This window comes from Lysobacter sp. P5_C4, from assembly GCF_054049695.1.
In genome coordinates, this window is sequence record NZ_JBFULX010000004.1 from 223,676 (window position 1) to 243,006 (window position 19,331).

Here is a 19,331-nt window from a genome sequence, read left to right on the forward strand (position 1 = left end):
CGATCAGAGCGCGGGTTCGATCCGTACGTCGCGCTCGCCCTGCAAAGCGCGCACGCGTGATTCGGCGCTCGACGCCATCGCGGCCTCACCGAGGCCGCGATACAAGGCGAGCATCCCCCACGCGACGCGATAGTCGGTGTCCGCGAACGCATCGAGGTCGCCCAGGATCGCCGCCGCTGCGTCGCGTTCGCCATTCGCGATGAACAGTCGCGCCTGCAGCACGCCCGCCTGCACGCGATGTTCCGGTGTCCCTTCGCGTTCCATCCGCGTGGCCGCCTCGCGCGCCAGGCGGAGCGCGAGTGCACGATCGCCCGTGGCGTCGGCGAGTAGTGCCCGCGACAGATCCCACGCCACGTCGCCGTCGGCGTGCTTCGGCTCGAGCGCGATCCATCGCCGCGCAGTCGCGACATCGCCATCGCGCAGCGCGCCCTGCACCGCGACGAACGCGAGCGTCCCCGTCGTTTCGGCATCGGCGGGCAACGGTTGCCGCGCGAGCGCCGCCGCCTCCGCCACCGCACCGCGTGCGAGCGCAAGGCGCATGCGCAGGAGGCGCAGCGTCGCGGCGTCGTCGCCCGCCGACGCGGGCACGTCGATCGTCGCGGCCGCCTCTCGCAGGCGGCCATTGGCCAGGGCCACCGTTGCCCGCATGCGTGCGATCGCCGACGACAGATAAGGATCTTCGATCGATGGGGCCAGCGTCGCCGCGTGCGCCATCGACTTCGCCGCGTCGGCCGGTTGCACCTGCACCAACTGCGCTTCGGCCTTGGTCATCCATGCCGCGGCGAGGTAATCGCGCACGTCGAAGCGCTGGAACACCGCGATCGCGCGATCGAGTTCCTGCAGCGCTTGCGGCAGATGCCCGCGCTGCGTTTCGATGCGCCCGAGGTTGACGCCGACGGTCGCGGCTTCCACCAGGTCGCCCGAACGCTGCATCGCGATGCGCGCCATGCTCATGTCGTGCACGGCGCCATCCATGTCCCCCTGCTGCACGCGCGCGACGCCGCGTCCGTTGTAGGCATTGCCTTCGAGAACCGGATCGTCCGGCTTTCCGCGCGCGATGATCGACAATGCCTGACCGTAGTGTGCTTCGGCGGCCGGGTAAAGCTCGCGGCGGATGTCCACCGCGCCGCTTCCCATCAGCGCTTCGGCGCGTACCTCGTCGTCGGACGTGGCTTGCAGGATCGAAGCGAAAAGACGCGCGGCCTCGTCAACGCGCCCGGCGCGAAATGCGAGCTGGCCTTCGCGCAATCGAAGGCGGGGGTCGGTGCGTTGGGATGCGGGCGCGGTTTCGATGAGGCGCCTTGCATTCGCAATCTGCCCGACGAACAGTTCGGCGTCGACCTGCTGCAGCCGTTCGATGAGCGCACTTGGCGCTTCGTCGGCGGTCGTGCGGCCGATGCGCCGCAGCCACGCGTCGGTGGCGGCCGCGGCGGCGGTGAGCGCCGTGTTGCCGCGCGCTTCCACCACGCGCGACTGCTCGTCGTGCACATCCAGTCGCACGCGCCAGCCGCGCGCATCGTGCATCGCCTGCGTGGAAAACACCCAGCGCGCACCGCTGGATTCATGGAGAGCTTGCGGGCGCGCGCGTGTCTTCGTCGACTCTGCCAATGCGCCCAGGCGCAGGCTCTGGTCGCTGGGGACCACCTTGAGCCCGCTGCGTCGCAAACGACTGGCGATGTAATCCATCGCGCCCAAACGAACCCACGCATTGTCGGCGTCGTTGGGCGCGACCGCGACGGGGAGCACGAGGACAAGGTCACCGGCCTGCGTGGTTGCGACGTGCGCCGGTCCGTTGCGTTGCGTCCACGAAAACCAGCCGCCCAGGACCGCGAGCGCGACGCACAGCGCGGCAACCCACCAGCCCCATCGGGATCGTGATGGCGCGGTGTCGGGCACCGGTTCGATGTTCGGCGCGAGGGGAGGCTCGGACACGCGCGCCTCGTCCGGCGGTGCGGATGCAGCGCGCGACCCGATGTCTTCCGCAGGCGCGATCCACTGATACCCGAACCGCGGCACCGTGCGCACGAACGCCTGCCGATCGCCGGTGTCGTCGAGCGCCTTGCGCGCGCGCAACATCGTCTGCGCGACCACGGTATCGCTGACTTCGACGCGGCCCCACACCGCGGCGATCAATTCGTCGCGGCCGACCGCGCGATCGCGATGCGCGATCAGGTACGCAAGGCATTCGAACGATTTCGGTGGCAACGCGACAGGACGCCCCTCGCGCGTGAGTTCGCGCGATGCCGCGTCCAGTTGGAACTCGCCGAATCGATACCGTGAAAGGCGCATGCGCCCGCTTCGCCCTTCTCTCGCGCCGGGACCCGGCGCGGCGGGTCAATGCTAAACCAAACCGCGTGGCACACGGCCTGTCATTTCAGGGGGAAACGCGGATCTCGAACGCCACGGTGCGTTCGTCCCCGAGCGCCGGCGACCAGTGCCGCCCCATGCGGAACCGCAGCGCACCCTGGCCTGCGCGTTGCGCTCGGAACGTCCACGCGTCCACGGTGTCGCCCGGATGCGCGGCGCGAAAGCCGTCGCCGCCCGGATCGGATTCGATGCAGAGGAACGCGGGCACGCCGGGCGCAAGCGTCCAGGCCTCGCCGCTCGCCGGGCTGGCCGGCAGGCGGATGCGCACGAGTGTGCCGAGACCGACGGTGGTGCGTGAGCCCGCGTCGCGCGCATCCATCTCGACGATGCGGCCATCGATGCGTTGGTGGGTGTCGTTGCAGGCGGGAGGGTCGACTTGCGCGACGGGCGCGGTCGGGCCGGGGTTGCAAGCGGCCAGGCACGCACAGACGCACGCCAGCCCGAGGCGGAAAAACGAAGCAGCGATGACACCTCTCCGGATTGCGGGCCGGGCGCTAAGCCCGGCCCGCGTTTCGACAATCGATCAACGCACCGTGGCGCGCATCGACACGCCGGCCACGTCGGCGGCGGCGGTGACCTTGACGTAGTAACGGCCCGCTACCGGCGCATTCAGCACGATCGACTGATTGGTGCCCGGTCGCGCGGAGGCGCCAAGGTTGCCGGTCGTCATCGGCTCGGCTTCGTACTGCGCGTACAGGCGCACGGTGCCGCGGCCGCCGAAGGACAGCAGTTCCAGGCTCTTGGCGTTTGCGGGCACGTCGACCTGGTAGATCACGCTCTGCCCCGCCGCGAGCGGCGGCACGATGTCGGCGATGCCGCTGGTCAGCGGACGGCCGACGACCGGCAGGCCGAAGCTCTGTGCACGCTGCACCGCGGCCGCCGCATCGACGATGCCCGCACCGATCGGGCGATCGGCCTTGACCGGGAACGGACGCGCGGACGCGACGAGCAAGCCTTCGACCTGCGCCGGCGTCAGCGGCTTCGGCGCCACGCTCTGCATCAGCGCGACGATGCCCGCAACGTGCGGCGTCGCCATCGACGTACCCGTGTAACCGGCGTAGACGAAGGCCGCGGGCACGGTGGTGCCGGCGTTGAGCGTCGACCAGATGTAGCCGTTCGGCGTGCCTTCGACGCCTGCGCCGCCCGGTGCGGCGATGTCGACCTTCGTGCCGTAGTTCGAATAGCTCGCACGCTGGCCGGCGTAGCCCGTCGCCCCGACGGTGACGACGTTCGCGCAGCTCGCGGGCGAATGCGTGGATGCATCCCCGTTGTCGTTGCCCGCGGCGACGACGACCGTTGCACCGAGCGAGGTGGCGATGTTGATGGCGTCCTGGGTGATCTGCGGGCAGGTTTCCGAGCCGCCCAGGCTCATGTTGATCACTTCGGCCGGATTGGGATTGACCGGCACACCGGGCACGTTGCCGCCCGCCGCCCAGATGATGCCGTCGGCCACGTCGGAGGTGTAACCGCCGCAATGACCGAGCACGCGCACCGGCACGATGCGCGCATCGGGCGCGATGCCGGCGCCGCCGGTGGCGTTGTTGGTGACTTCGGCGATCGTGCCGGCGACGTGCGTGCCGTGCCAGCTGCTGTTGCGCGCACTGGAGCCGGAACCGCACTGGTTCGCGGTCGTCCAGTCGCCCAGGTCCCAACCGCCCGGTGCGCGATCGTCGGTGCCGCGACCGGAGAGTTCCATGTCGCTGATCATGTCGTAACCCGGCAGCAGGTTCGGTTCGAGATCGGGGTGGTGCGTGGCGCCCGTATCGACGACGGCGACGACGACTCCCGTACCGCGCGCGCCCAGATCCCACGCGGTGGTCACGCGCGCGCCGCCGTTGCCCGTGCCGTAATGCCACTGCTGATGCGTGGCGAGCATCGGATCGTCGGGCTGCACGTCGGCATGCACCCGGCCGTCGACCGCGACGTATTCGACGTTGGCATCGGCGGCGAGCGACTTCATCAGCGCTTCGGCTTCGGTGCGCGTCAGGCGCTGCGAGGCACGCACCAGGTGCATGCCGTTGGCGGTCGCGCGCACCGTCGCCACGCGCAGGCCGACCTGCTTGCCGGTCTTGTCGGTGGTCACGTGGATCAGCGGTTGTGCGCGCGTCGCCGCGGCGGTCAGCGATTGCTGGCGCGCGAGGGCCTGCGTGCGCGGTGCGGTTCCAACTTTGTATTTGACGATGAAGCGCGGCGCGGCGCTCGTGGTGGCGTCGTTGATCGCGCTGAAGTCGACCTGCGCGGCGAGCGCCGGTGCGCACGCGCCGGCGAGCACGAGGCCGATGAGGGAATGGCGAAGCGTCATGTGTGCTGTTCCTGGAATGGATTGGATGGAATCCCCGCGGCGCGTGCCGCGGGGATTTCGAATCGCTTAGAGGTCGATACCGAAGCCGACGCCCGCGCTGGAATCGCTGCCGCTGAACGCGCCGCCGATGCTGACCGACGCGCGATCGCCGAGCTGCTTCGAATAGCCCACCGACAACGCGCTCTGGCCGTTCTGCCAGCCCGCGCCCACGCCGATGCGGCCCTTTTCGCTGCGGCTGTTCGCGGCGTTGATCGCCATGTTCAGCATCGCCGCGCTCATCGCGCCCTGCGTGTCGATGCGCTCGTCCTGCTTGGAGAGCTTGCGGTTCCAGTCGTCGGCGAACGCCGTGAAGCTGTCGCTCAGCGCCTGCACGCGCGCATCCGTGTAACCGTTGGCGCTTTGCAGCGTCGAAGTCGCTCGTGTGTCGGTGTAGGTGTTCGCGCTGGACAGCGTGTTCGCTGCACTGGTGTCGGTGTAGGTGTTCGCACTCGCAAGCGTCGCCGCGTCGCCCGATTGCACCTGGCCGACATTGGCCGCATCGGTCGACGCGGTCCCGGTGGCGACGTTCGTCACGCGACGTTCGTTGCCGGCCGACCCGACGGACACGGTGTTCACCTGGTCGGCCACCGAACCGGCACCGATCGCGACGCTACCCGTGGCCGTGGCCGTGGCACCCGCGCCGATCGCGGTGCCGCTGTCGGCGGTGACGTTGGCATTCGCGCCGAACGCGGTGTCGGTTGTGTCGGTCGCGTTGCTGCCCGCGCCGATCGCCAGGCCGTTGCCCGAGCCCATCGGCAAGCCGAGACCCGGCGTCGCCTGCAGTGCATCCACGCGACTGGTCAGCGTGGCGATCGTCGTGTTGTACGTCCCCATCGTCGCGTTGAAGGCGTCGAAGGTCGCGTCGATGGCGCCGAATGCAGCGCCCACGTTCGAATAGCTGCTCCCCTGGATCGTGTAGCCGGGCATCGACAACATGCCGTTCGCATCGATCGCGGCGCCGCCGCCGAAGGCATCGGCGATCGACTGCAACTGCAGCGCCTGGTTCGCGCCGACCGCGGTCAGTGCGTTGTTGAGCTGGCCGACATTCACCGCGTCGGTGTCTTCCGTGCCTTCGGCGACATTCGTGAGCTGGCGCTCGTACCCGACCGCACCGATGGACACCGTGTTCGCGCGATCAGCCACGGAGTTGGCACCGAGCGCAACGCTGTCGTCTTCCATCGCGATGCTGTTGTAGCCGAGCGCCGCGCTGCTGGCGCCGAGGGCGAACGCATTCGTGCCGTTTGCCATCGCGTAATCGCCGGAGGCATAGGCGTAGCTGCCGGTCGCCGTCGAGAACTGGCCGACGGCCTGCGCGTTGTCGCCGTAGGCGGCGGCGGATTCGCCGGTCGCCATGCTCGACGAACCACTGGCAATCGCGTTCAGGCCCGTGGCCGATGCATTGGCGCCCAACGCGATCGCGTTGTCGGCCATTGCCTGCGAGGCGCTGCCGAAGGCGATCGCGTTGCTCGTGTCGCCGCCATCGGCATTGTCGACGAGCGCGTCCGTGCCGAGGGCGATGTTGTCTGTCCCGAAGCCCCCCAGCGTCTGGGCATTGGTGCCGAGCGCGACGTCCTCGTGCCACGAGGCGATCGCGCCGTCGCCAATCGCGAGGCTGTCGATGCCCCACGCCACGCTGTTGGCGCCCATCGCGATGGCGTACGCATCGTGTGCCTGGCTCTGGAGGCCGATCGATACGCTCGAATGGCCGTGCGCGTCGGCGACGAAGCCCATGCCCACCGAGCCGTTGATCACGGTCGGATCGATCTCGTTGAACTGGCCCGTACCGCCTAGGCGGCTGTCGAAGTCGCTCGTCTTCGTGGCGGGGCCGACCGCCGTGTCGTAGTTGCCCCAGGTGTAGGCCCCGGCGCCAAAGGATTGCGCCCCCAGGCCGAGCGCGGTCGTGCGGCCGTACGCATTGCTGTAAGCGGGAGTGCGCGCGGGCGCCCCGTACGCCAGTCCGTAATCGAGGAAACCGCCGATCGCGCTCGAGCCCTTGCCGACCGCGTAGGTGTACGTGCCAAGCGCGGTGGACTGGTTGCCGTAGGCAATCGCGTTGTAACCGATCGCCGTGCCCCAACCGCGCGCGGTCGCCGCACCGGTGCCGATGACGGTGCTGTTCTGGTCCTTGAAAATCGGTTCATAGAGCGTGAAGCCGGTGACGGGATCAGTGAGCGCAACGCCGAAATCGTCCACCTTCCTCAGCACGACATCGCCCTGTGTGGACGCGCCGGCGCCGATCACGACGTTGTTGGTGCCCTGCGATGCAGCGCCCGTGCCCATCACCGTCGAGTTGGTGGCCAACCCGGGGACGTAGACCGGGCTCACATCGCCGAAGCCGGTGACCATCACGGCGACGCGCCCGTCGGCGCGCGCGCCCTGGCCGATGACGATCGTGCCGTTGCCGTTGGCCTTGGCGCCGGTGCCCATCGCGATCGCGCTGGACGAAGGCGTGGACAGCGTGGTCTGCACCATCGTCCTCACGCCTGCGGTCGTCGTGGCGGTGACGCCGCTGATCGCGTTCTCGGTGGTCGCGCCGTTGCCGATCGCGATGTTGTCCTTGCCGTTGGCGCGCGAGGCGTTGCCGATCGCAACGCTGTTCGCATTGCTCGACGGACCGTTGGCGGTCGTCGTCGTGGTGGTCACCGTGTTGGGCGTGCCCTGCACGGTGGTCTTGGTGGTCGTCGTGTTGAGCGACTGGGTCTGCGACTGGTTGCCGATCGCCACGCTGTTGTTGCCGGTGGCCACCGCCTGCACGCCCACGGCGACGGTGCCGCTGCCCAATGCCTGTGCGGCCGCGCCCATGGCGGTCGAATTGGCGCCCTTGGCCCAGGTGATTTCGTTGGCGTCGACGAGGCCGTCGGCGTCGAGGTCGATCCACGATCCGATGGCCGTGGCGTTCGCACCGTCGGCGACGGTTTCGGCGCCTTCGGCCACCGCCTCTTTACCGTTCGCCTTCGCGCGCGGGCCGCAGGCCAGGGCGTCGAGGCCCGGCGAGGTGCTGTCGACGGGAAGCGGAAGGCCGGTCGCCTGGTCCACGAGCTGGCAGTTGGTCCCGGCGAAGGCCGGCATGGACAGCGCCGACATCAGCGCAAGGGTGAGGACACGGCGTTGCAGCGGTTTGGATCGCATTGTGAGGTCCTTGAGGGAAATGGCAGGGGACGGCTCCGCGGCGACACCGCCCCCTGCCAACTCCCCGGACCGACCCTCGCCCGACGCCGCCTCACCGGCTTGAACGGACGATCACAAACGCACGGCGACGCATCACTTTTCGATGACAACGGCGCAACAGCGCGCCCGGAATGCGCGCGATGTCCGATCCACCATGACTCTTGGCCCAGCTCCCGCCACTGCGCGAAGTGGCAGACTCGATCCTTTGCGTCTTGATCCCGGGGAACATCCATGAAGCGAATGCTGCTGGCGGCCGCTGCCGCCATGCTGGTCGGCGGTGTGCACGCCGAAGAAAAGATTGACCTGTCGATGACGGGCAAGATCCGGCAGGAAGCCTTCACCCATTCGCAGGTGATGCCGCTGCTGACGCATCTCACCGAAGAAATCGGACCGCGCCTCACCAACTCGCCGGCGATGGCGAAGGCCAATGTCTGGACCCGTTCGAAGTTCAACGAGTGGGGCCTGGCCAACGTGAAAGACGAAGCGATGACCGAGCCCTTCGGCCGCGGCTGGGAATTCCGTTCGGCCAGCGTGGAGATGCTGAGCCCGCGCGCGTTCCCGCTGCACGCGCTGCCGAAGGCCTGGACGCCCGGAACGAACGGGCCGGTCGAAGGCGATGCGTTCGCCGCCAAGCTCGAATCGAAGGCGGACTTCGACAAGTTCAAGGGCAAGTTGAAGGGCAAGGTCGTCTTCATCGCCGACGCACGCGCCTACAAGCCGGGCGAGAAGCCCGACTGGACCCGCGAGTCCGACGAAACGCTCGGCGCCATGAAATCGCTGGAAGTGCCGGCCGACCCGACGCCCGAATCGCGCGAGGAAGCGCGCGAGCGCCGCCGCAAGCGCATCGAGTTCACGCCGCTGCTCAACCAGTTCCTCGTCGATGAAGGCGCGCTCGCGTCGATCAGCCCGAGCGGCTGGGACAACGGCATCCTGATCGTGACCGGCGGCGGCTCGCGCAAGGCGGGCGAATCGGTCGGCGTGCCGTCGCTGGCGATGTCCGCGGAGAACTACAACACGGTGATGCGCGCGCTGGGCCGCAACGAAACCGTGCGCCTGCGCGTCGACGTGGATGCGAACTTCACCAGCGAGGCCGATCAACCGGCCTACAACACCATCGCCGAAATCCCCGGCACCGGCCCGCATCGCAACGAAGTGGTGATGATCGGCGCGCACATGGATTCATGGCATGCCGGCACGGGCGCGGCCGACAACGGCGCGGGCGTGGCGGTGATGATGGAGGCGATGCGCATCCTCAAGGCCGTCGGTGCCAAGCCCGATCGCACGATCCGCGTCGCGCTGTGGACGGGCGAAGAGCAGGGCCTGCTGGGTTCGGCGGATTACGTCTCGCGCCATTTCGGCAAATATCCCGACCCGACCGACCCGCAGGAAAAAGCGATGCCGCTGTCCCTGCGCAAGGTGAAGGGCACGCTGCAACCCACGCGCGACTACGGCAAGGTCGCGGCGTACTTCAACCTCGACAACGGCGGCGGCAGGATCCGAGGCGTCTATGCGCAGGAAAACATGGCGGCCGCGCCGATCTTCGACGCCTGGCTCAAGCCCTTCAACGACGTCGGCGCCACCATCGTCACCCAGCGCACCACCGGCAGCACCGACCACATCTCCTTCGACAGCATCGGTTTGCCCGGTTTCCAGTTCGTGCAGGACGACCTGGACTACTTCACCAACGTCCACCACACCAATCTCGACGTACTGGACCACATCGCGCCGGAAGACCTGAAACAGGCGTCGGCCATCGTGGCCTCGTTCGCGTACAACGCGGCGATGCGTGCGGAGAAGTTGCCGCGGAAGGCGTTGACGGAGAATTGAGTCAGGGGGAAACCAATCGCAGCCCGACACCGGGCTCGGTCGCCAGCCAGCGCGGGTGCGCTGCATCGTCGCCGAGTTTCTGGCGCAGCTTGGCCAGCAGGACGCGCAGGTCATGCGCGTCGCGCTGGTGCGTCGGCCCCCAGATTTCGCGCAGGAGCTGCGGCTGGGTCACCACGCGGCCGGCATGCCGCACCAGGAACGCGAGCAGCGCGTATTCCTTGCGCGAAATTGCGACCAGGTCGCCGTGCAGCCGAACTTCGCGCCGTACCAGGTCCACACGCAGCGTCCCGTCGTCGAAGACCGGCTCGGGCGCGCCTGCGGGCAGCGCCTGGGTGCGTAGCAGCGCGCGCAGGCGGGCCATCAATTCCTGTACGCCGAAGGGTTTGGTGACGTAGTCGTTGGCGCCCGCGTCGAGTGCGGCGACCTTTTCCGCTTCGTCGTCGCGTGCGGTCAGCACCAGTACCGGGACCTGCGACCATTGCCGCAGGTCGGACAGGACCTGCAAGCCATCGCGATCGGGCAGGCCGAGATCGAGGATCACCAGTTCGGCGCCTTGCGTGGCGAGTGCTTCCAGCCCCGAGCGCGCGTCGGCCGCATGCAGCACCCGGTAGCCCTGCGTGCGCAGGCTGATGTCGAGGAACCGGCGAATCTGCGGTTCATCGTCGATGACGAGGATGCGGGCGGCGGCGTTCATGCCGCCGTGTCCGGTCCGGGCCGGAGCAATGGCAGGACGATGCGCATCGTCGTACCGCGCGCATCGCTTGCGCCGAGTGCGACGAGCGTGCCGCCGTGCGCGGCCACCATGCCGCGGCTGATCGCCAAGCCAAGGCCGGTGCCTTCGCGTTCGCGATCGCCGCGCGCGACGCTGTAGAACAGGTCGAACACGCGCTCGCGTTCGTCCTGCGGGATGCCGGGGCCGCGGTCGATGACGTCGATGCGCAGCTGGCGCGGACCATCGTTCGCCTCGATCGCGCGCGCCTCCACGCGCACGGGCGCGCCTGGCGGGGAAAAACTCGCGGCGTTGTCGAGCACGTTGAACAAGGCCTGCTCCACGAGCGCGGGCTGCACCCAGACCGGCCCGATCTGCCCCGCGACATCGACGTCGAAACGCACGGACGGATGCGTGCGCCGCAATCGGCCGATCGCCGCGCCGATCAGTTCGTCGACGCCGATCCAGTCGCGTCTCGGCGCGATGCCCTGCCCCACGCGCGTCATGTCGAGCAGATTGCGGATGAAACGTTCCAGCCGCAGCCCTTCCTCGCGCACCGTATCGACCAGGCTGCGTCGATCCGTCTCGTCCATCGCGTCACCGTACAGGGCCAGCGTATCTGCCGCGCCGATCATCGCCGACAGCGGCGTGCGCAAGTCGTGCGAGACCGACGACAGCAACGCGTTGCGCAAGCGCTCGCGTTCGACTTCCATGCGCCGCAATTCCAGCGCCGACGCCAGGCGCACGCGCAACAGCGCCTGCGCGACGTCGTCGGCCATCGCACGTGCGAGCGCACGCTGCGCCTGGTCGATGTCGGCGCCCGGATCGCGCAACTTGATGCCGATGGTCCCGAGCGCGTCCTCCGGCGATTGCAAGGGCAGGAACCACCAACCGTGGTCGTCGGCCGTTCCGCCGATGCGCACGCGCGCTTCGTCCGGCGCTTCGATGCGCACCCAGGTTTCCGCGTCGAGGCTGGCATCGAATGCCTGCTGCGCGGCCTGCAGGATGTCGCGCTCGTTGTTCGCCATGCCCAGTCGCTGCGAAAGTTCCTGGCGCGCCGCGATGTGCCTGCCCGTCGTGCGCAGCGCATCGACCTGCATCGCCAGGCGCGCCGCCATGCGCCCGGCGACCAGCGCGGCTGCGAGGAACAGCACGACCGTCGCGATGCCGTGCTGCGCGTCGATGTACAGCGAGTAACGCGGCGAAATGAAGAAATAGTTGTAGGCGAGGAAGCACAGCAGCGCCGCGAGCGCGGCGGGGCCCGTGTGCGTGCGCGCGGCGACGAGGAGCACCACGAGCATGAAGACCAGCGACAGGTCGTCGATCCCCAGGAAGTGATCGACGAGTGCGGCGACGCCCACGCCGACCGCCGTGCCGAGCACGGCGAGCATGTACCCGAGTGGATCGCGCCTGGTGCGCTCGACGGTTCGCATGGCGCGATTGTGCCGCTTGCGCGCCGGGGACGCAGCCACCTGCCCGGAGAATTGACGAAGAATTGATGCGCGGCGCCCGTTCGCGGATTCCGCCGTGACGGCCCGCGACCGGACACTGGCGGCACGCCGTCCGGATCGCATGCATGAACACCACCACCCTCCCCCACGCGACGCTGCCGACGTCGGGCACCCGCCTGCGCACCATGATGCTCGGTGCCATCGGCGTGGTGTTCGGCGATATCGGCACCAGCCCGCTGTACACGATCAAGGAGGCGTTCTCGCCGCACTACGGTTTGACGCCCGATGCGGCGACCGTGCTCGGCGTCCTCTCCCTGGTGTTCTGGACGCTGGTGATCGTCATCACCGTCAAGTACGTCGCGGTGATCATGCGCGTGGACAACAACGGCGAAGGCGGCATCATGGCGCTGACCGCGCTGGCGCAGCGCACGCTGTCGAAGACCTCGCGCGCCGCGTATCTCGTCGGCATCCTCGGCGTGTTCGGCGCGGCCTTGTTCTTCGGCGATGGCGTGTTGACGCCAGCGATCTCGGTGCTGTCCGCCGTCGAGGGCCTGCAGGTCGCGACACCTGCGTTTTCGCATTGGGTGTTGCCCCTCACCATCGGGGTCCTCGTGGTGTTGTTCGCGACGCAGCGCTTCGGGACCGACCGCGTCGGAACGGCGTTCGGGCCGGTGATCATCGCGTGGTTCCTCGCACTCGCCGCCGTGGGCGCGCACAACATCGCGGGCCATCCCGACGTGTTGCGCGCATTGAATCCCTGGTGGGGCGCGCGCTTCTTCCTCGACCACGGGCCGCACGGCATGTTCATCCTGGGTGCCGTCGTGCTCGCGGTGACGGGCGGCGAGGCGTTGTACGCGGACATGGGCCACTTCGGACGGCGGCCGATCCAGTACGCGTGGAATTTCCTCGTGCTGCCGGCGTTGACGGTCAACTATCTCGGCCAGGGGGCACTGCTGTTGCACGACGCGCGCGCGGTCGCCAATCCCTTCTACCTCGGTCTCCCCGGCTGGGCGCAATTGCCGATGGTCGTGTTGGCGACGGTGGCGACGGTCATCGCATCGCAGGCCGTCATCAGCGGTGCGTATTCCGCGACACGGCAAGCCATCCTGCTCGGCTACCTGCCGCGCATGGACATCCGCCATACCTCGCACGCGACCATCGGGCAGATCTACATCCCGTCGATCAACTGGCTGCTGATGCTCGGGACCATCGGCACCGTGCTCGCCTTCGGCAATTCCACCGCGCTCGCGACGGCTTACGGCGTCTCCGTCACCGGCACGATGCTGATCACCAGCATCCTGTTGATCGTCGCCGTGCGCCAGCGCGCTTCGATGCCGCACGTCGTGTTCTGGCCGCTGGCGGCGGTGTTCGTCCTGGTCGATGTCGCGTTCCTGTCGGCGAACCTGGTCAAGTTCATGGACGGCGCATGGTTCCCGCTGCTGCTCGGTGTCGTCGTGTTCACCCTGCTGCGCACGTGGGCGCGTGGCCGCCACTTGTTGAACGCGCAGATGCGCGAAGACGGCCTGCGGCTCGACGCGTTCCTGCCGGGCCTGATGCTCGCCCCGCCGGCGCGCGTCCCCGGCACGGCGGTGTTCCTCACCGCGCAGCCCGACCTCGTCCCCAAGGCCTTGCTGCACAACCTCAAACACAACAAGGTGCTGCACGAACGCAACGTGCTGCTGACGGTGCAGACGCTGGAAGTGCCGCACGTCGCCCCGGCACAACGCCTGCAGGTCCACACCATCGGCGAGGACTTTCACCAGGCCACGGTCGCCTTCGGCTTCATGGAAACACCCGACGTGCCGATGGCCCTGATGCGTTCGACCGACGCGGGCGGCCCGGTGTTCGACCCGATGGAGACGACTTACTTCGCGAGCCGCGAATCCGTCGTCGCTACCCGGCGCCGCGGCATGCCGACCTGGCGCGACAACGTCTTCCGCTTCCTGCATCGCAACGCGACACCGGCGACGGATTTCTTCCGCATTCCAGGGACGCGCCTGATCGAGTTGGGATCCCGGGTGGAGATCTGAGTTCAGAACCGTTTCTGGTACGCCACCATGACGCCACCGTGGGGCAACAACCCCATGATCAGCGGATGCTCGCGTTTGTGCGCCCAGATGCCCCACGCAACGCCGATCGCGGCGCCCACGATGACATCGCTTTGCCAGTGCCCGTGGACCTTGACGCGCGCGATCATGTCGTAAGCGGGCAGCAGCGTCAGCGCCCACACGGCGGGGTGGTCCTCGTGGTATTCGGCGATGAAGGGCGTCACGATGGAACTGATTTCCGCAGCCTCCCCGCTGGGGAAACTGCCGTACCCGCTGCCGTCGAAGAAGTCGCCGGGATCGGTGTTCTGGCTGGGGCGCTCGCGCGAGAACACCGCTTTCATGACTGTGGTCGTGCCCGCGGTCAGCACCATCGAATCCAATGCCTGGTCGAACGTGCGCCCCATGCGCGAGTCGTTGTCCACGATGAGCGCACCGCCGATCGCGACGACGGCGGCGGTCAGCGCGAACTTCTTCTGCGTGTCCCGGTTCCAGATGCCGGAGTCGTCGTAGGTGACGACGTGGTCGATCAGGAGCGGGTTGCCGGCGCGCGCTGCACACGGCAGTAGCAGGCTGCTTCCCAACGCAAGCACGACGGCGACGCGACGAGGGTCCATGGGCACGCTCCTTGCTGTGCCTACTTATTGGACGAGTCGCGTTAGGCGAAGCTCGGTGGAAACTCAGGCCGGCGTTAAGTCCGTGCCGCGCGTGCGGCGCGGAACTCGATGATCGCCGGCAATGCGCACAACACCGCGGCCGGCAACACGACCGCGATCCAGGCGCCGACCGGCACAGCCGGCATCCGCCATGCCACTTGCCAGTCGCCGCTCAGCACCGCCGGCCAACCGCGCGCAACCATCCAGGCGAACGCGATGATCGGCGCCATGTCCAACACGCTGTGGATGTGTTGTTCCACGGGCAGCAGGACGCGCTTGCGATCGAAGGCGATCCGCGTGTCCCAATAACCGACGAGCGCATGCATCACCACCAGCGCAAGGATCACCAGCGTCGTGGTTCGCCCGGTTTCGAACGCCAGGCCGACGACGATGGCCATGCCGAGCAACCCCAGTTGCAGCAGGTGCGTGAACGACTCCGCGACACCCGAAGTGTGCGGCAAGTCCGTGCGCCGATGGCAAAGGAAATCGGCGAAGCCCGCCGACAACCAGACCAGGTAACCGCAATACGCGAGCCAGGGGTCGGGTTGCATGCGATGCGTCAGTGGGCCGGCACCACGCGCCAGATCGTGTTGGACAAATCGTCGGCGACGATCAGCGCGCCGCGCGGATCCACGCTCACGCCGACCGGGCGGCCCCGCGTCATGCCGTCGCTTCCGCGAAAACCGGTGACGAAATCGATCGGCGCGCCCGCCGGGCGCCCACCGCGGAACGGCACGAAGACGACCTTGTATCCCACCGGATCGTGGCGGTTCCAACTGCCGTGCTCACCGACGAACACGCCATCGGCGAACTGCGCGCCCATCGACGGTTTCGAGAATGCAACGCCCAGCGCGGCGACATGCGACCCGAGCGCATAATCCGGCCGGATCGCGGCGGCCACCTTCTTCGGATCGGTGGGTCGCACGCGCGGGTCGACGTTGTTGCCCCAATAGCTGTAGGGCCAACCGTAGAAGCCGCCTTCGCGCACGGAGGTCAGATAGTCGGGCACGAGGTTCGGGCCGAGTTCGTCGCGTTCGTTCACCACCGCCCACAAACGGCCGGTGCCCGGCTGGATCGCCAGCGCGGTGGGATTACGCAGCCCCGTCGCGTAAGGCCGATGCGCACCGGTCGCCGCATCCACTTCCCAGACGCGCGCGCGGTCGGCTTCGGCCACCATCCCGCGTTCGGTGATGTTGCTGTTCGAACCGATGCCGACGTAAAGCAGCCGGCCGTCCGCGCTGGCTGCCAGCGACTTGGTCCAGTGATGATTGATCGCCGATGGCAGGTCGGTGACTTTCACCGGCGGTGCGCTTGCCCGCGTCTGCCCATCGCGATAATCGAAGCGCACCAACGCGTCCTGGTTGGCGACATACAAACGCCCGTCGACGAGCGCCAGGCCATACGGCGCATTGAGATCGTCGGCGAAGATCATCCTGCCTTCGTACTTGCCGTCGCCGTCGGCGTCGCGCAGGAGCGTGAGGCGGTTGCCGCCTTTCACGTGGGTCGTGCCTTTTGCCTTGATGTAACCGGCGACGATGTCCTTCGGACGCAGCTTGGGTGCGCCCGCACCACCGCGGCCCTCGGCCACCAGGATGTCGCCGTTCGGAAGCACCAGCGTCTGTCGCGGAATCGCCAGGTCCGTGGCGATGGCGGTGATCGTGAATCCCGCGGGCACCCTCGGCCGCGCGTTACCCCATGGCGCCGGTTCGGCGATCTCCATGTCGGGAAGCAAGCCGCTCTGTCGTTCCGGCAACGTCGGGTTCGCACCGAACTGCGCGGCGTCTGGATCGTGGCCGCCGCCGCATGCGCCCACCAGGGCCGCGGAAAGCACGACGACGGAACCTCCGATACGGCTCATGGGCGCAGGCTCCGGCCAGGACGTGCGAAGCCGAGCCACGTCGCGATCGCCGCCAGCACGAGCACCACGATCGACAGCGCGAGTCCGGTCGGCATCGTCGCCCATGCATCCCGGGAGTGCACGAATGCGTCGATCAATCCGATCACCCACATCGGCACCAGCACGATCAGTCCGACCACGCCCAGGTGACTACGTCGCTGCGCGCGCGTGACATTCCACGATTCGCACACGATCGCCAGGCCACCGAACACGAGCGCACCCGCGATCAGCCAGGAGGCGAAGTTGGACCACTGCACTTCGTAGGTTTGCGTATACGCGTAATCGCTCAACACCGCGCCGAGGAACAAGGGCACCATCGCCGCGAGGAAAAACGCATGCGCCGGATGCAACGGCGCGGCGCGTACGGGATCGACCAACGTGGAGGCCATGGGGTTTTCCTCTGATCCACCGCACATTCCGTGCTCCGCCGTGTATGAGGCGTGTTGTAGCGAACGAACTCAGCCGTCGTGCGTGCGTTCACGTGCAGCGTTGACCTTTCGTGCGCGCGGGGCTAGCGTGGTCTTCATTGTCGAGGCAGGGGCGAAGGCCGCTGCCTCTTTTTACGTTCCGGAGACTTGACGTGCCTGCGACGCCGAACATCGTTGTATCGACAAAAGATGCTGCCCGACTGGAAGCACTGCTGGCATCGGCCCAGGCCGGTGACGTCGTCCGCGACCTCGAGGTCGAACTGGCGCGTGCGGAATATCGCGAGCCCGGACAGATGCCCGATGGCGTGGTCAGGATGGGTTCGCAGGTGCGTTGCATCGATGAAACCACCGGCGAGGAGCGTGCGTTGACGTTGGTGTATCCGGCAGAAGCCGATTCGGCCACGGGGCGCGTTTCGATCCTCGCGCCCGTCGGCGCGGCCCTGCTGGGCCTTTCCGCCGGACAGACGATCCAGTGGCCCTTGCCGGGCGGGCGCACGACGCGCCTCACGGTCGGGGCCGTCAGCAACGACTGAACCGGCTCTGGCGCAAACGGAGCGTTCGACATGGCAGACAACATGCAGATGCCCGCTGTCTTCCTCGGCCACGGTAGTCCGATGAACGCCCTGGAACGCAACCGTTACTCCGCGGCGTGGCGCTCGGTCGGTGCGTGCGTGCCGCGGCCACGCGCGATCCTGATGGTGTCTGCGCATTGGTACGTCAACGCCACCGCGGTGACGGCGATGGCGCGCCCGAAAACCATCCACGATTTCTTCGGCTTCCCGCAGGCCCTGTTCGACGTGCAATACCCGGCGCCCGGGTTGCCCGCGCTCGCCGAGGAAATCGCCGACGTCGTGCAGCCCGAGTACGTCGGCGCCGACCACGACAGTTGGGGGCTGGACCACGGCACGTGGTCGGTGTTGGTGCACGCATTCCCGGACGCCGACATCCCCGTCGTGCAACTGTCGATCAATGCCGCCAAGCCCGCCGCCCATCACCTGGCGATGGGCGCGAAGCTCGCCGCGTTGCGCGAACGCGGCGTGCTGGTGATGGGCAGCGGCAACGTCGTGCACAACCTGCGCGCGATGGATCGCAACGCGAAGGACGACGGCTTCGACTGGGCGAAACGGTTCAACGAGAAAGCCATCGGCATCGCGACATCGCGGCCGGAAGACGCGGCGTCGCTGGTGCAGGACGCAGGCTTCCTGCAGGTCGCGCCCACGCCGGAACATTTCCTGCCCTTCCTGTACATCGCGGGTTTCGGCGCGCAAACGCGGCAACCCCTCGAGGTGTTGATCGATGGCTATGCCTTCGGCTCGTTGTCGATGACCTCCTACCTCGTCGGCATGGCGCCCCCGGAGAATGACCGCAGCGTCGGCGGCACCGCACCCCTGGGCAGCAGCGCGCCGCCCGAGGACGCGAACATCTGACGCCCATGAAGAAGATCGCGGTCGCCACCGATTTCTCCGTTCGATCCGACCGCGCGCTGATGCGCGCGACGTTGATGGCGCGGAAGACCGGCGCTGCGCTCGTGTTGCTCCACGTCGTGGACGAAGACCAACCGCGTGAATTGATCGCTTCCGGCGAACTGGCGGCCTCGGCCGTGCTCAACGCCACGGTCCGCACGTTGCGCGACCAGGGCCTCGCCGCCGAAGCGCTCGTCACGGTCGCCGACGTGGCGGGCGGCATCCTCGATGCCGCGGCGCGCACCGGATGCGACCTGGTCGTCCTCGGTCCGCACCGCAGCCGCGCGCTGGATGTCTTCGTCGGCACCACGGTGGAACGTGTCGTACACGTCAGCCGGATGCCGGTGCTCGTCGCCGTCGACACGCCTTCGCGCCCGCACGTGCGGACGCTGGTGGCGCTCGACTTCGACGCGCCCTCGAAGGCCGCCGGCCAGGCCGCGATGGCGCTTGGCGTGTTCGACCATACCGACGTGGCGATCCTGCATGTCTTCGATGCATCGGCCGAAGAGGCGTTGCGCACGCGCGCGATGCTCGACCCCGGAACGATCCACGAATATCGGTCCTCGCAGCAGCACAACGCCACGCAGAAGCTGCATGCGCTGGTGGAGGAACTCGGCCTTGCGAGCGCGAAGCTGCATGTCGTCCCGCTCGCGAGCACGCTGGCGAAGACCATCCTGGACACCGCGAAGCGCGACCTGGCCGACCTGATCATCATCGGCACGAGTCAGCGCAAGGGCTTCGAACGCATCCTGATCGGCAGCGTCACCAGCGACGTCATCAAGGACGCGCACCGGGACATCCTCATCGTTCCCGTGCCGTGAGCCGACGCCCGGCGTTTCCACCGGCGCGCCACAACATCGCCATGCCCAGCACCGCGGCCAACGCGGAGGCTGCGGATGGCCGGATCGATCGGCCGGTCGAGTCCCGCGTTCGTCGTTGAGTGGGCGCTCACCGCGCGATGATTTTCCAGTGCCGGTCG

Annotated in this window: 15 protein-coding genes and 2 pseudogenes; 5 read left to right on the top strand and 12 right to left on the bottom strand. The window is 68.0% G+C overall.

What is annotated here, in order from left to right:
- Positions 1–3 precede the first annotated feature (3 nt).
- From ACXJJ8_RS11410 to ACXJJ8_RS11435, 6 genes and pseudogenes are all read right to left on the bottom strand, one after another.
- A complete protein-coding gene (locus ACXJJ8_RS11410) occupies positions 4–2,289 on the bottom strand; it encodes a winged helix-turn-helix domain-containing protein (RefSeq protein WP_499030048.1) in 2,286 nt (761 codons plus the stop codon).
- A gap of 85 nt (positions 2,290–2,374) precedes the next feature.
- Complete coding sequence (locus tag ACXJJ8_RS11415; protein ID WP_499030050.1) at positions 2,375–2,686, bottom strand: protease inhibitor I42 family protein; 312 nt, start codon at positions 2,684–2,686, stop codon at positions 2,375–2,377.
- A 204-nt stretch (positions 2,687–2,890) separates the two neighbouring features.
- A complete protein-coding gene (locus ACXJJ8_RS11420; protein WP_499030052.1) occupies positions 2,891–4,669 on the bottom strand; it encodes a S8 family peptidase in 1,779 nt (592 codons plus the stop codon).
- A gap of 66 nt (positions 4,670–4,735) precedes the next feature.
- Complete coding sequence (locus tag ACXJJ8_RS11425; RefSeq protein WP_499030546.1) at positions 4,736–4,948, bottom strand: YadA-like family protein; 213 nt, start codon at positions 4,946–4,948, stop codon at positions 4,736–4,738.
- A gap of 186 nt (positions 4,949–5,134) precedes the next feature.
- A pseudogene (locus tag ACXJJ8_RS11430) lies at positions 5,135–5,392 on the bottom strand (YadA family autotransporter adhesin); the annotation flags it as partial.
- A 330-nt stretch (positions 5,393–5,722) separates the two neighbouring features.
- Positions 5,723–7,837 (bottom strand): annotated as a pseudogene (locus tag ACXJJ8_RS11435) (hypothetical protein); the annotation flags it as partial.
- 270 nt (positions 7,838–8,107) lie between these two features.
- Here ACXJJ8_RS11435 and ACXJJ8_RS11440 point away from each other — a divergent pair.
- Positions 8,108–9,703 (top strand): M20/M25/M40 family metallo-hydrolase, encoded by a 1,596-nt coding sequence (locus tag ACXJJ8_RS11440; RefSeq protein ID WP_499030055.1) that lies wholly within the window; start codon positions 8,108–8,110, stop codon positions 9,701–9,703.
- A 1-nt stretch (position 9,704) separates the two neighbouring features.
- Here the strand turns inward: ACXJJ8_RS11440 and ACXJJ8_RS11445 are convergent, their stop codons facing one another.
- Both ACXJJ8_RS11445 and ACXJJ8_RS11450 read right to left on the bottom strand, forming a co-directional pair.
- Positions 9,705–10,397, bottom strand: coding sequence for a response regulator (locus ACXJJ8_RS11445; RefSeq protein WP_499030058.1), 693 nt, complete (start codon positions 10,395–10,397; stop codon positions 9,705–9,707).
- Positions 10,394–11,845, bottom strand: a complete 1,452-nt coding sequence (locus ACXJJ8_RS11450) for a sensor histidine kinase (RefSeq protein WP_499030060.1) — start codon at positions 11,843–11,845, stop codon at positions 10,394–10,396. The genes ACXJJ8_RS11445 and ACXJJ8_RS11450 overlap by 4 nt, the downstream gene beginning before the upstream one ends.
- Positions 11,846–11,988: 143 nt before the next feature.
- Here ACXJJ8_RS11450 and ACXJJ8_RS11455 point away from each other — a divergent pair, with 143 nt between their 5' ends.
- Positions 11,989–13,893, top strand: coding sequence for a potassium transporter Kup (locus tag ACXJJ8_RS11455; RefSeq protein WP_499030063.1), 1,905 nt, complete (start codon positions 11,989–11,991; stop codon positions 13,891–13,893).
- A 2-nt stretch (positions 13,894–13,895) separates the two neighbouring features.
- On the opposite strand, the gene ACXJJ8_RS11460 is transcribed toward ACXJJ8_RS11455, so the two are convergent.
- The 4 genes from ACXJJ8_RS11460 to ACXJJ8_RS11475 all read right to left on the bottom strand — a co-directional run bounded on the left by ACXJJ8_RS11460 (position 13,896) and on the right by ACXJJ8_RS11475 (position 16,850).
- Positions 13,896–14,525, bottom strand: coding sequence for a phosphatase PAP2 family protein (locus tag ACXJJ8_RS11460; RefSeq protein ID WP_499030065.1), 630 nt, complete (start codon positions 14,523–14,525; stop codon positions 13,896–13,898).
- 74 nt (positions 14,526–14,599) lie between these two features.
- Positions 14,600–15,115: a hypothetical protein gene (locus tag ACXJJ8_RS11465; protein WP_499030068.1), complete on the bottom strand. Its 516-nt coding sequence runs from the start codon at positions 15,113–15,115 to the stop codon at positions 14,600–14,602.
- Positions 15,116–15,123: 8 nt separating this feature from the next.
- Positions 15,124–16,422, bottom strand: a complete 1,299-nt coding sequence (locus ACXJJ8_RS11470; RefSeq protein WP_499030071.1) for a PQQ-dependent sugar dehydrogenase — start codon at positions 16,420–16,422, stop codon at positions 15,124–15,126.
- The gene (locus ACXJJ8_RS11475) at positions 16,419–16,850 is read right to left on the bottom strand and encodes a DUF2231 domain-containing protein (RefSeq protein WP_499030073.1); all 432 of its coding nucleotides are present in this window, start codon (positions 16,848–16,850) and stop codon (positions 16,419–16,421) included. The genes ACXJJ8_RS11470 and ACXJJ8_RS11475 overlap by 4 nt, the downstream gene beginning before the upstream one ends.
- Before the next feature lie 191 nt (positions 16,851–17,041).
- On the opposite strand from ACXJJ8_RS11475, the gene rnk reads away from it, so the two are divergent.
- The 3 genes from rnk to ACXJJ8_RS11490 are packed head-to-tail and all read left to right on the top strand — an operon-like array spanning position 17,042 to position 19,173.
- Complete coding sequence (gene rnk / locus ACXJJ8_RS11480; protein ID WP_499030075.1) at positions 17,042–17,422, top strand: nucleoside diphosphate kinase regulator; 381 nt, start codon at positions 17,042–17,044, stop codon at positions 17,420–17,422.
- Positions 17,423–17,452: 30 nt separating this feature from the next.
- Positions 17,453–18,316 carry a 4,5-DOPA-extradiol-dioxygenase gene (gene ygiD / locus ACXJJ8_RS11485; RefSeq protein WP_499030077.1) on the top strand — a complete coding sequence of 288 codons (864 nt, stop codon included), beginning with the start codon at positions 17,453–17,455 and terminating at the stop codon, positions 18,314–18,316.
- A gap of 5 nt (positions 18,317–18,321) precedes the next feature.
- Positions 18,322–19,173: a universal stress protein gene (locus tag ACXJJ8_RS11490; protein ID WP_499030079.1), complete on the top strand. Its 852-nt coding sequence runs from the start codon at positions 18,322–18,324 to the stop codon at positions 19,171–19,173.
- The last annotated feature ends 158 nt before the right edge of the window (positions 19,174–19,331 follow it).

Excerpts from the sequence above, each read along its gene's own strand:
- ACXJJ8_RS11465 (WP_499030068.1), bottom strand. The coding sequence starts at position 15,115 with ATGCAACCCGACCCCTGGCTCGCGTATTGCGGTTACCTGGTCTGGTTG.
- ygiD (WP_499030077.1), top strand. The coding sequence starts at position 17,453 with ATGGCAGACAACATGCAGATGCCCGCTGTCTTCCTCGGCCACGGTAGT.
- ACXJJ8_RS11460 (WP_499030065.1), bottom strand. The coding sequence starts at position 14,525 with ATGGACCCTCGTCGCGTCGCCGTCGTGCTTGCGTTGGGAAGCAGCCTG.
- ACXJJ8_RS11490 (WP_499030079.1), top strand. The coding sequence starts at position 18,322 with ATGAAGAAGATCGCGGTCGCCACCGATTTCTCCGTTCGATCCGACCGC.
- ACXJJ8_RS11410 (WP_499030048.1), bottom strand. The coding sequence starts at position 2,289 with ATGCGCCTTTCACGGTATCGATTCGGCGAGTTCCAACTGGACGCGGCA.
- ACXJJ8_RS11470 (WP_499030071.1), bottom strand. The coding sequence starts at position 16,422 with ATGAGCCGTATCGGAGGTTCCGTCGTCGTGCTTTCCGCGGCCCTGGTG.
- ACXJJ8_RS11420 (WP_499030052.1), bottom strand. The coding sequence starts at position 4,669 with ATGACGCTTCGCCATTCCCTCATCGGCCTCGTGCTCGCCGGCGCGTGC.
- ACXJJ8_RS11475 (WP_499030073.1), bottom strand. The coding sequence starts at position 16,850 with ATGGCCTCCACGTTGGTCGATCCCGTACGCGCCGCGCCGTTGCATCCG.
- ACXJJ8_RS11450 (WP_499030060.1), bottom strand. The coding sequence starts at position 11,845 with ATGCGAACCGTCGAGCGCACCAGGCGCGATCCACTCGGGTACATGCTC.
- ACXJJ8_RS11415 (WP_499030050.1), bottom strand. The coding sequence starts at position 2,686 with ATGGATGCGCGCGACGCGGGCTCACGCACCACCGTCGGTCTCGGCACA.
- ACXJJ8_RS11425 (WP_499030546.1), bottom strand. The coding sequence starts at position 4,948 with ATGAGCGCGGCGATGCTGAACATGGCGATCAACGCCGCGAACAGCCGC.
- ACXJJ8_RS11440 (WP_499030055.1), top strand. The coding sequence starts at position 8,108 with ATGAAGCGAATGCTGCTGGCGGCCGCTGCCGCCATGCTGGTCGGCGGT.
- ACXJJ8_RS11455 (WP_499030063.1), top strand. The coding sequence starts at position 11,989 with ATGAACACCACCACCCTCCCCCACGCGACGCTGCCGACGTCGGGCACC.
- ACXJJ8_RS11445 (WP_499030058.1), bottom strand. The coding sequence starts at position 10,397 with ATGAACGCCGCCGCCCGCATCCTCGTCATCGACGATGAACCGCAGATT.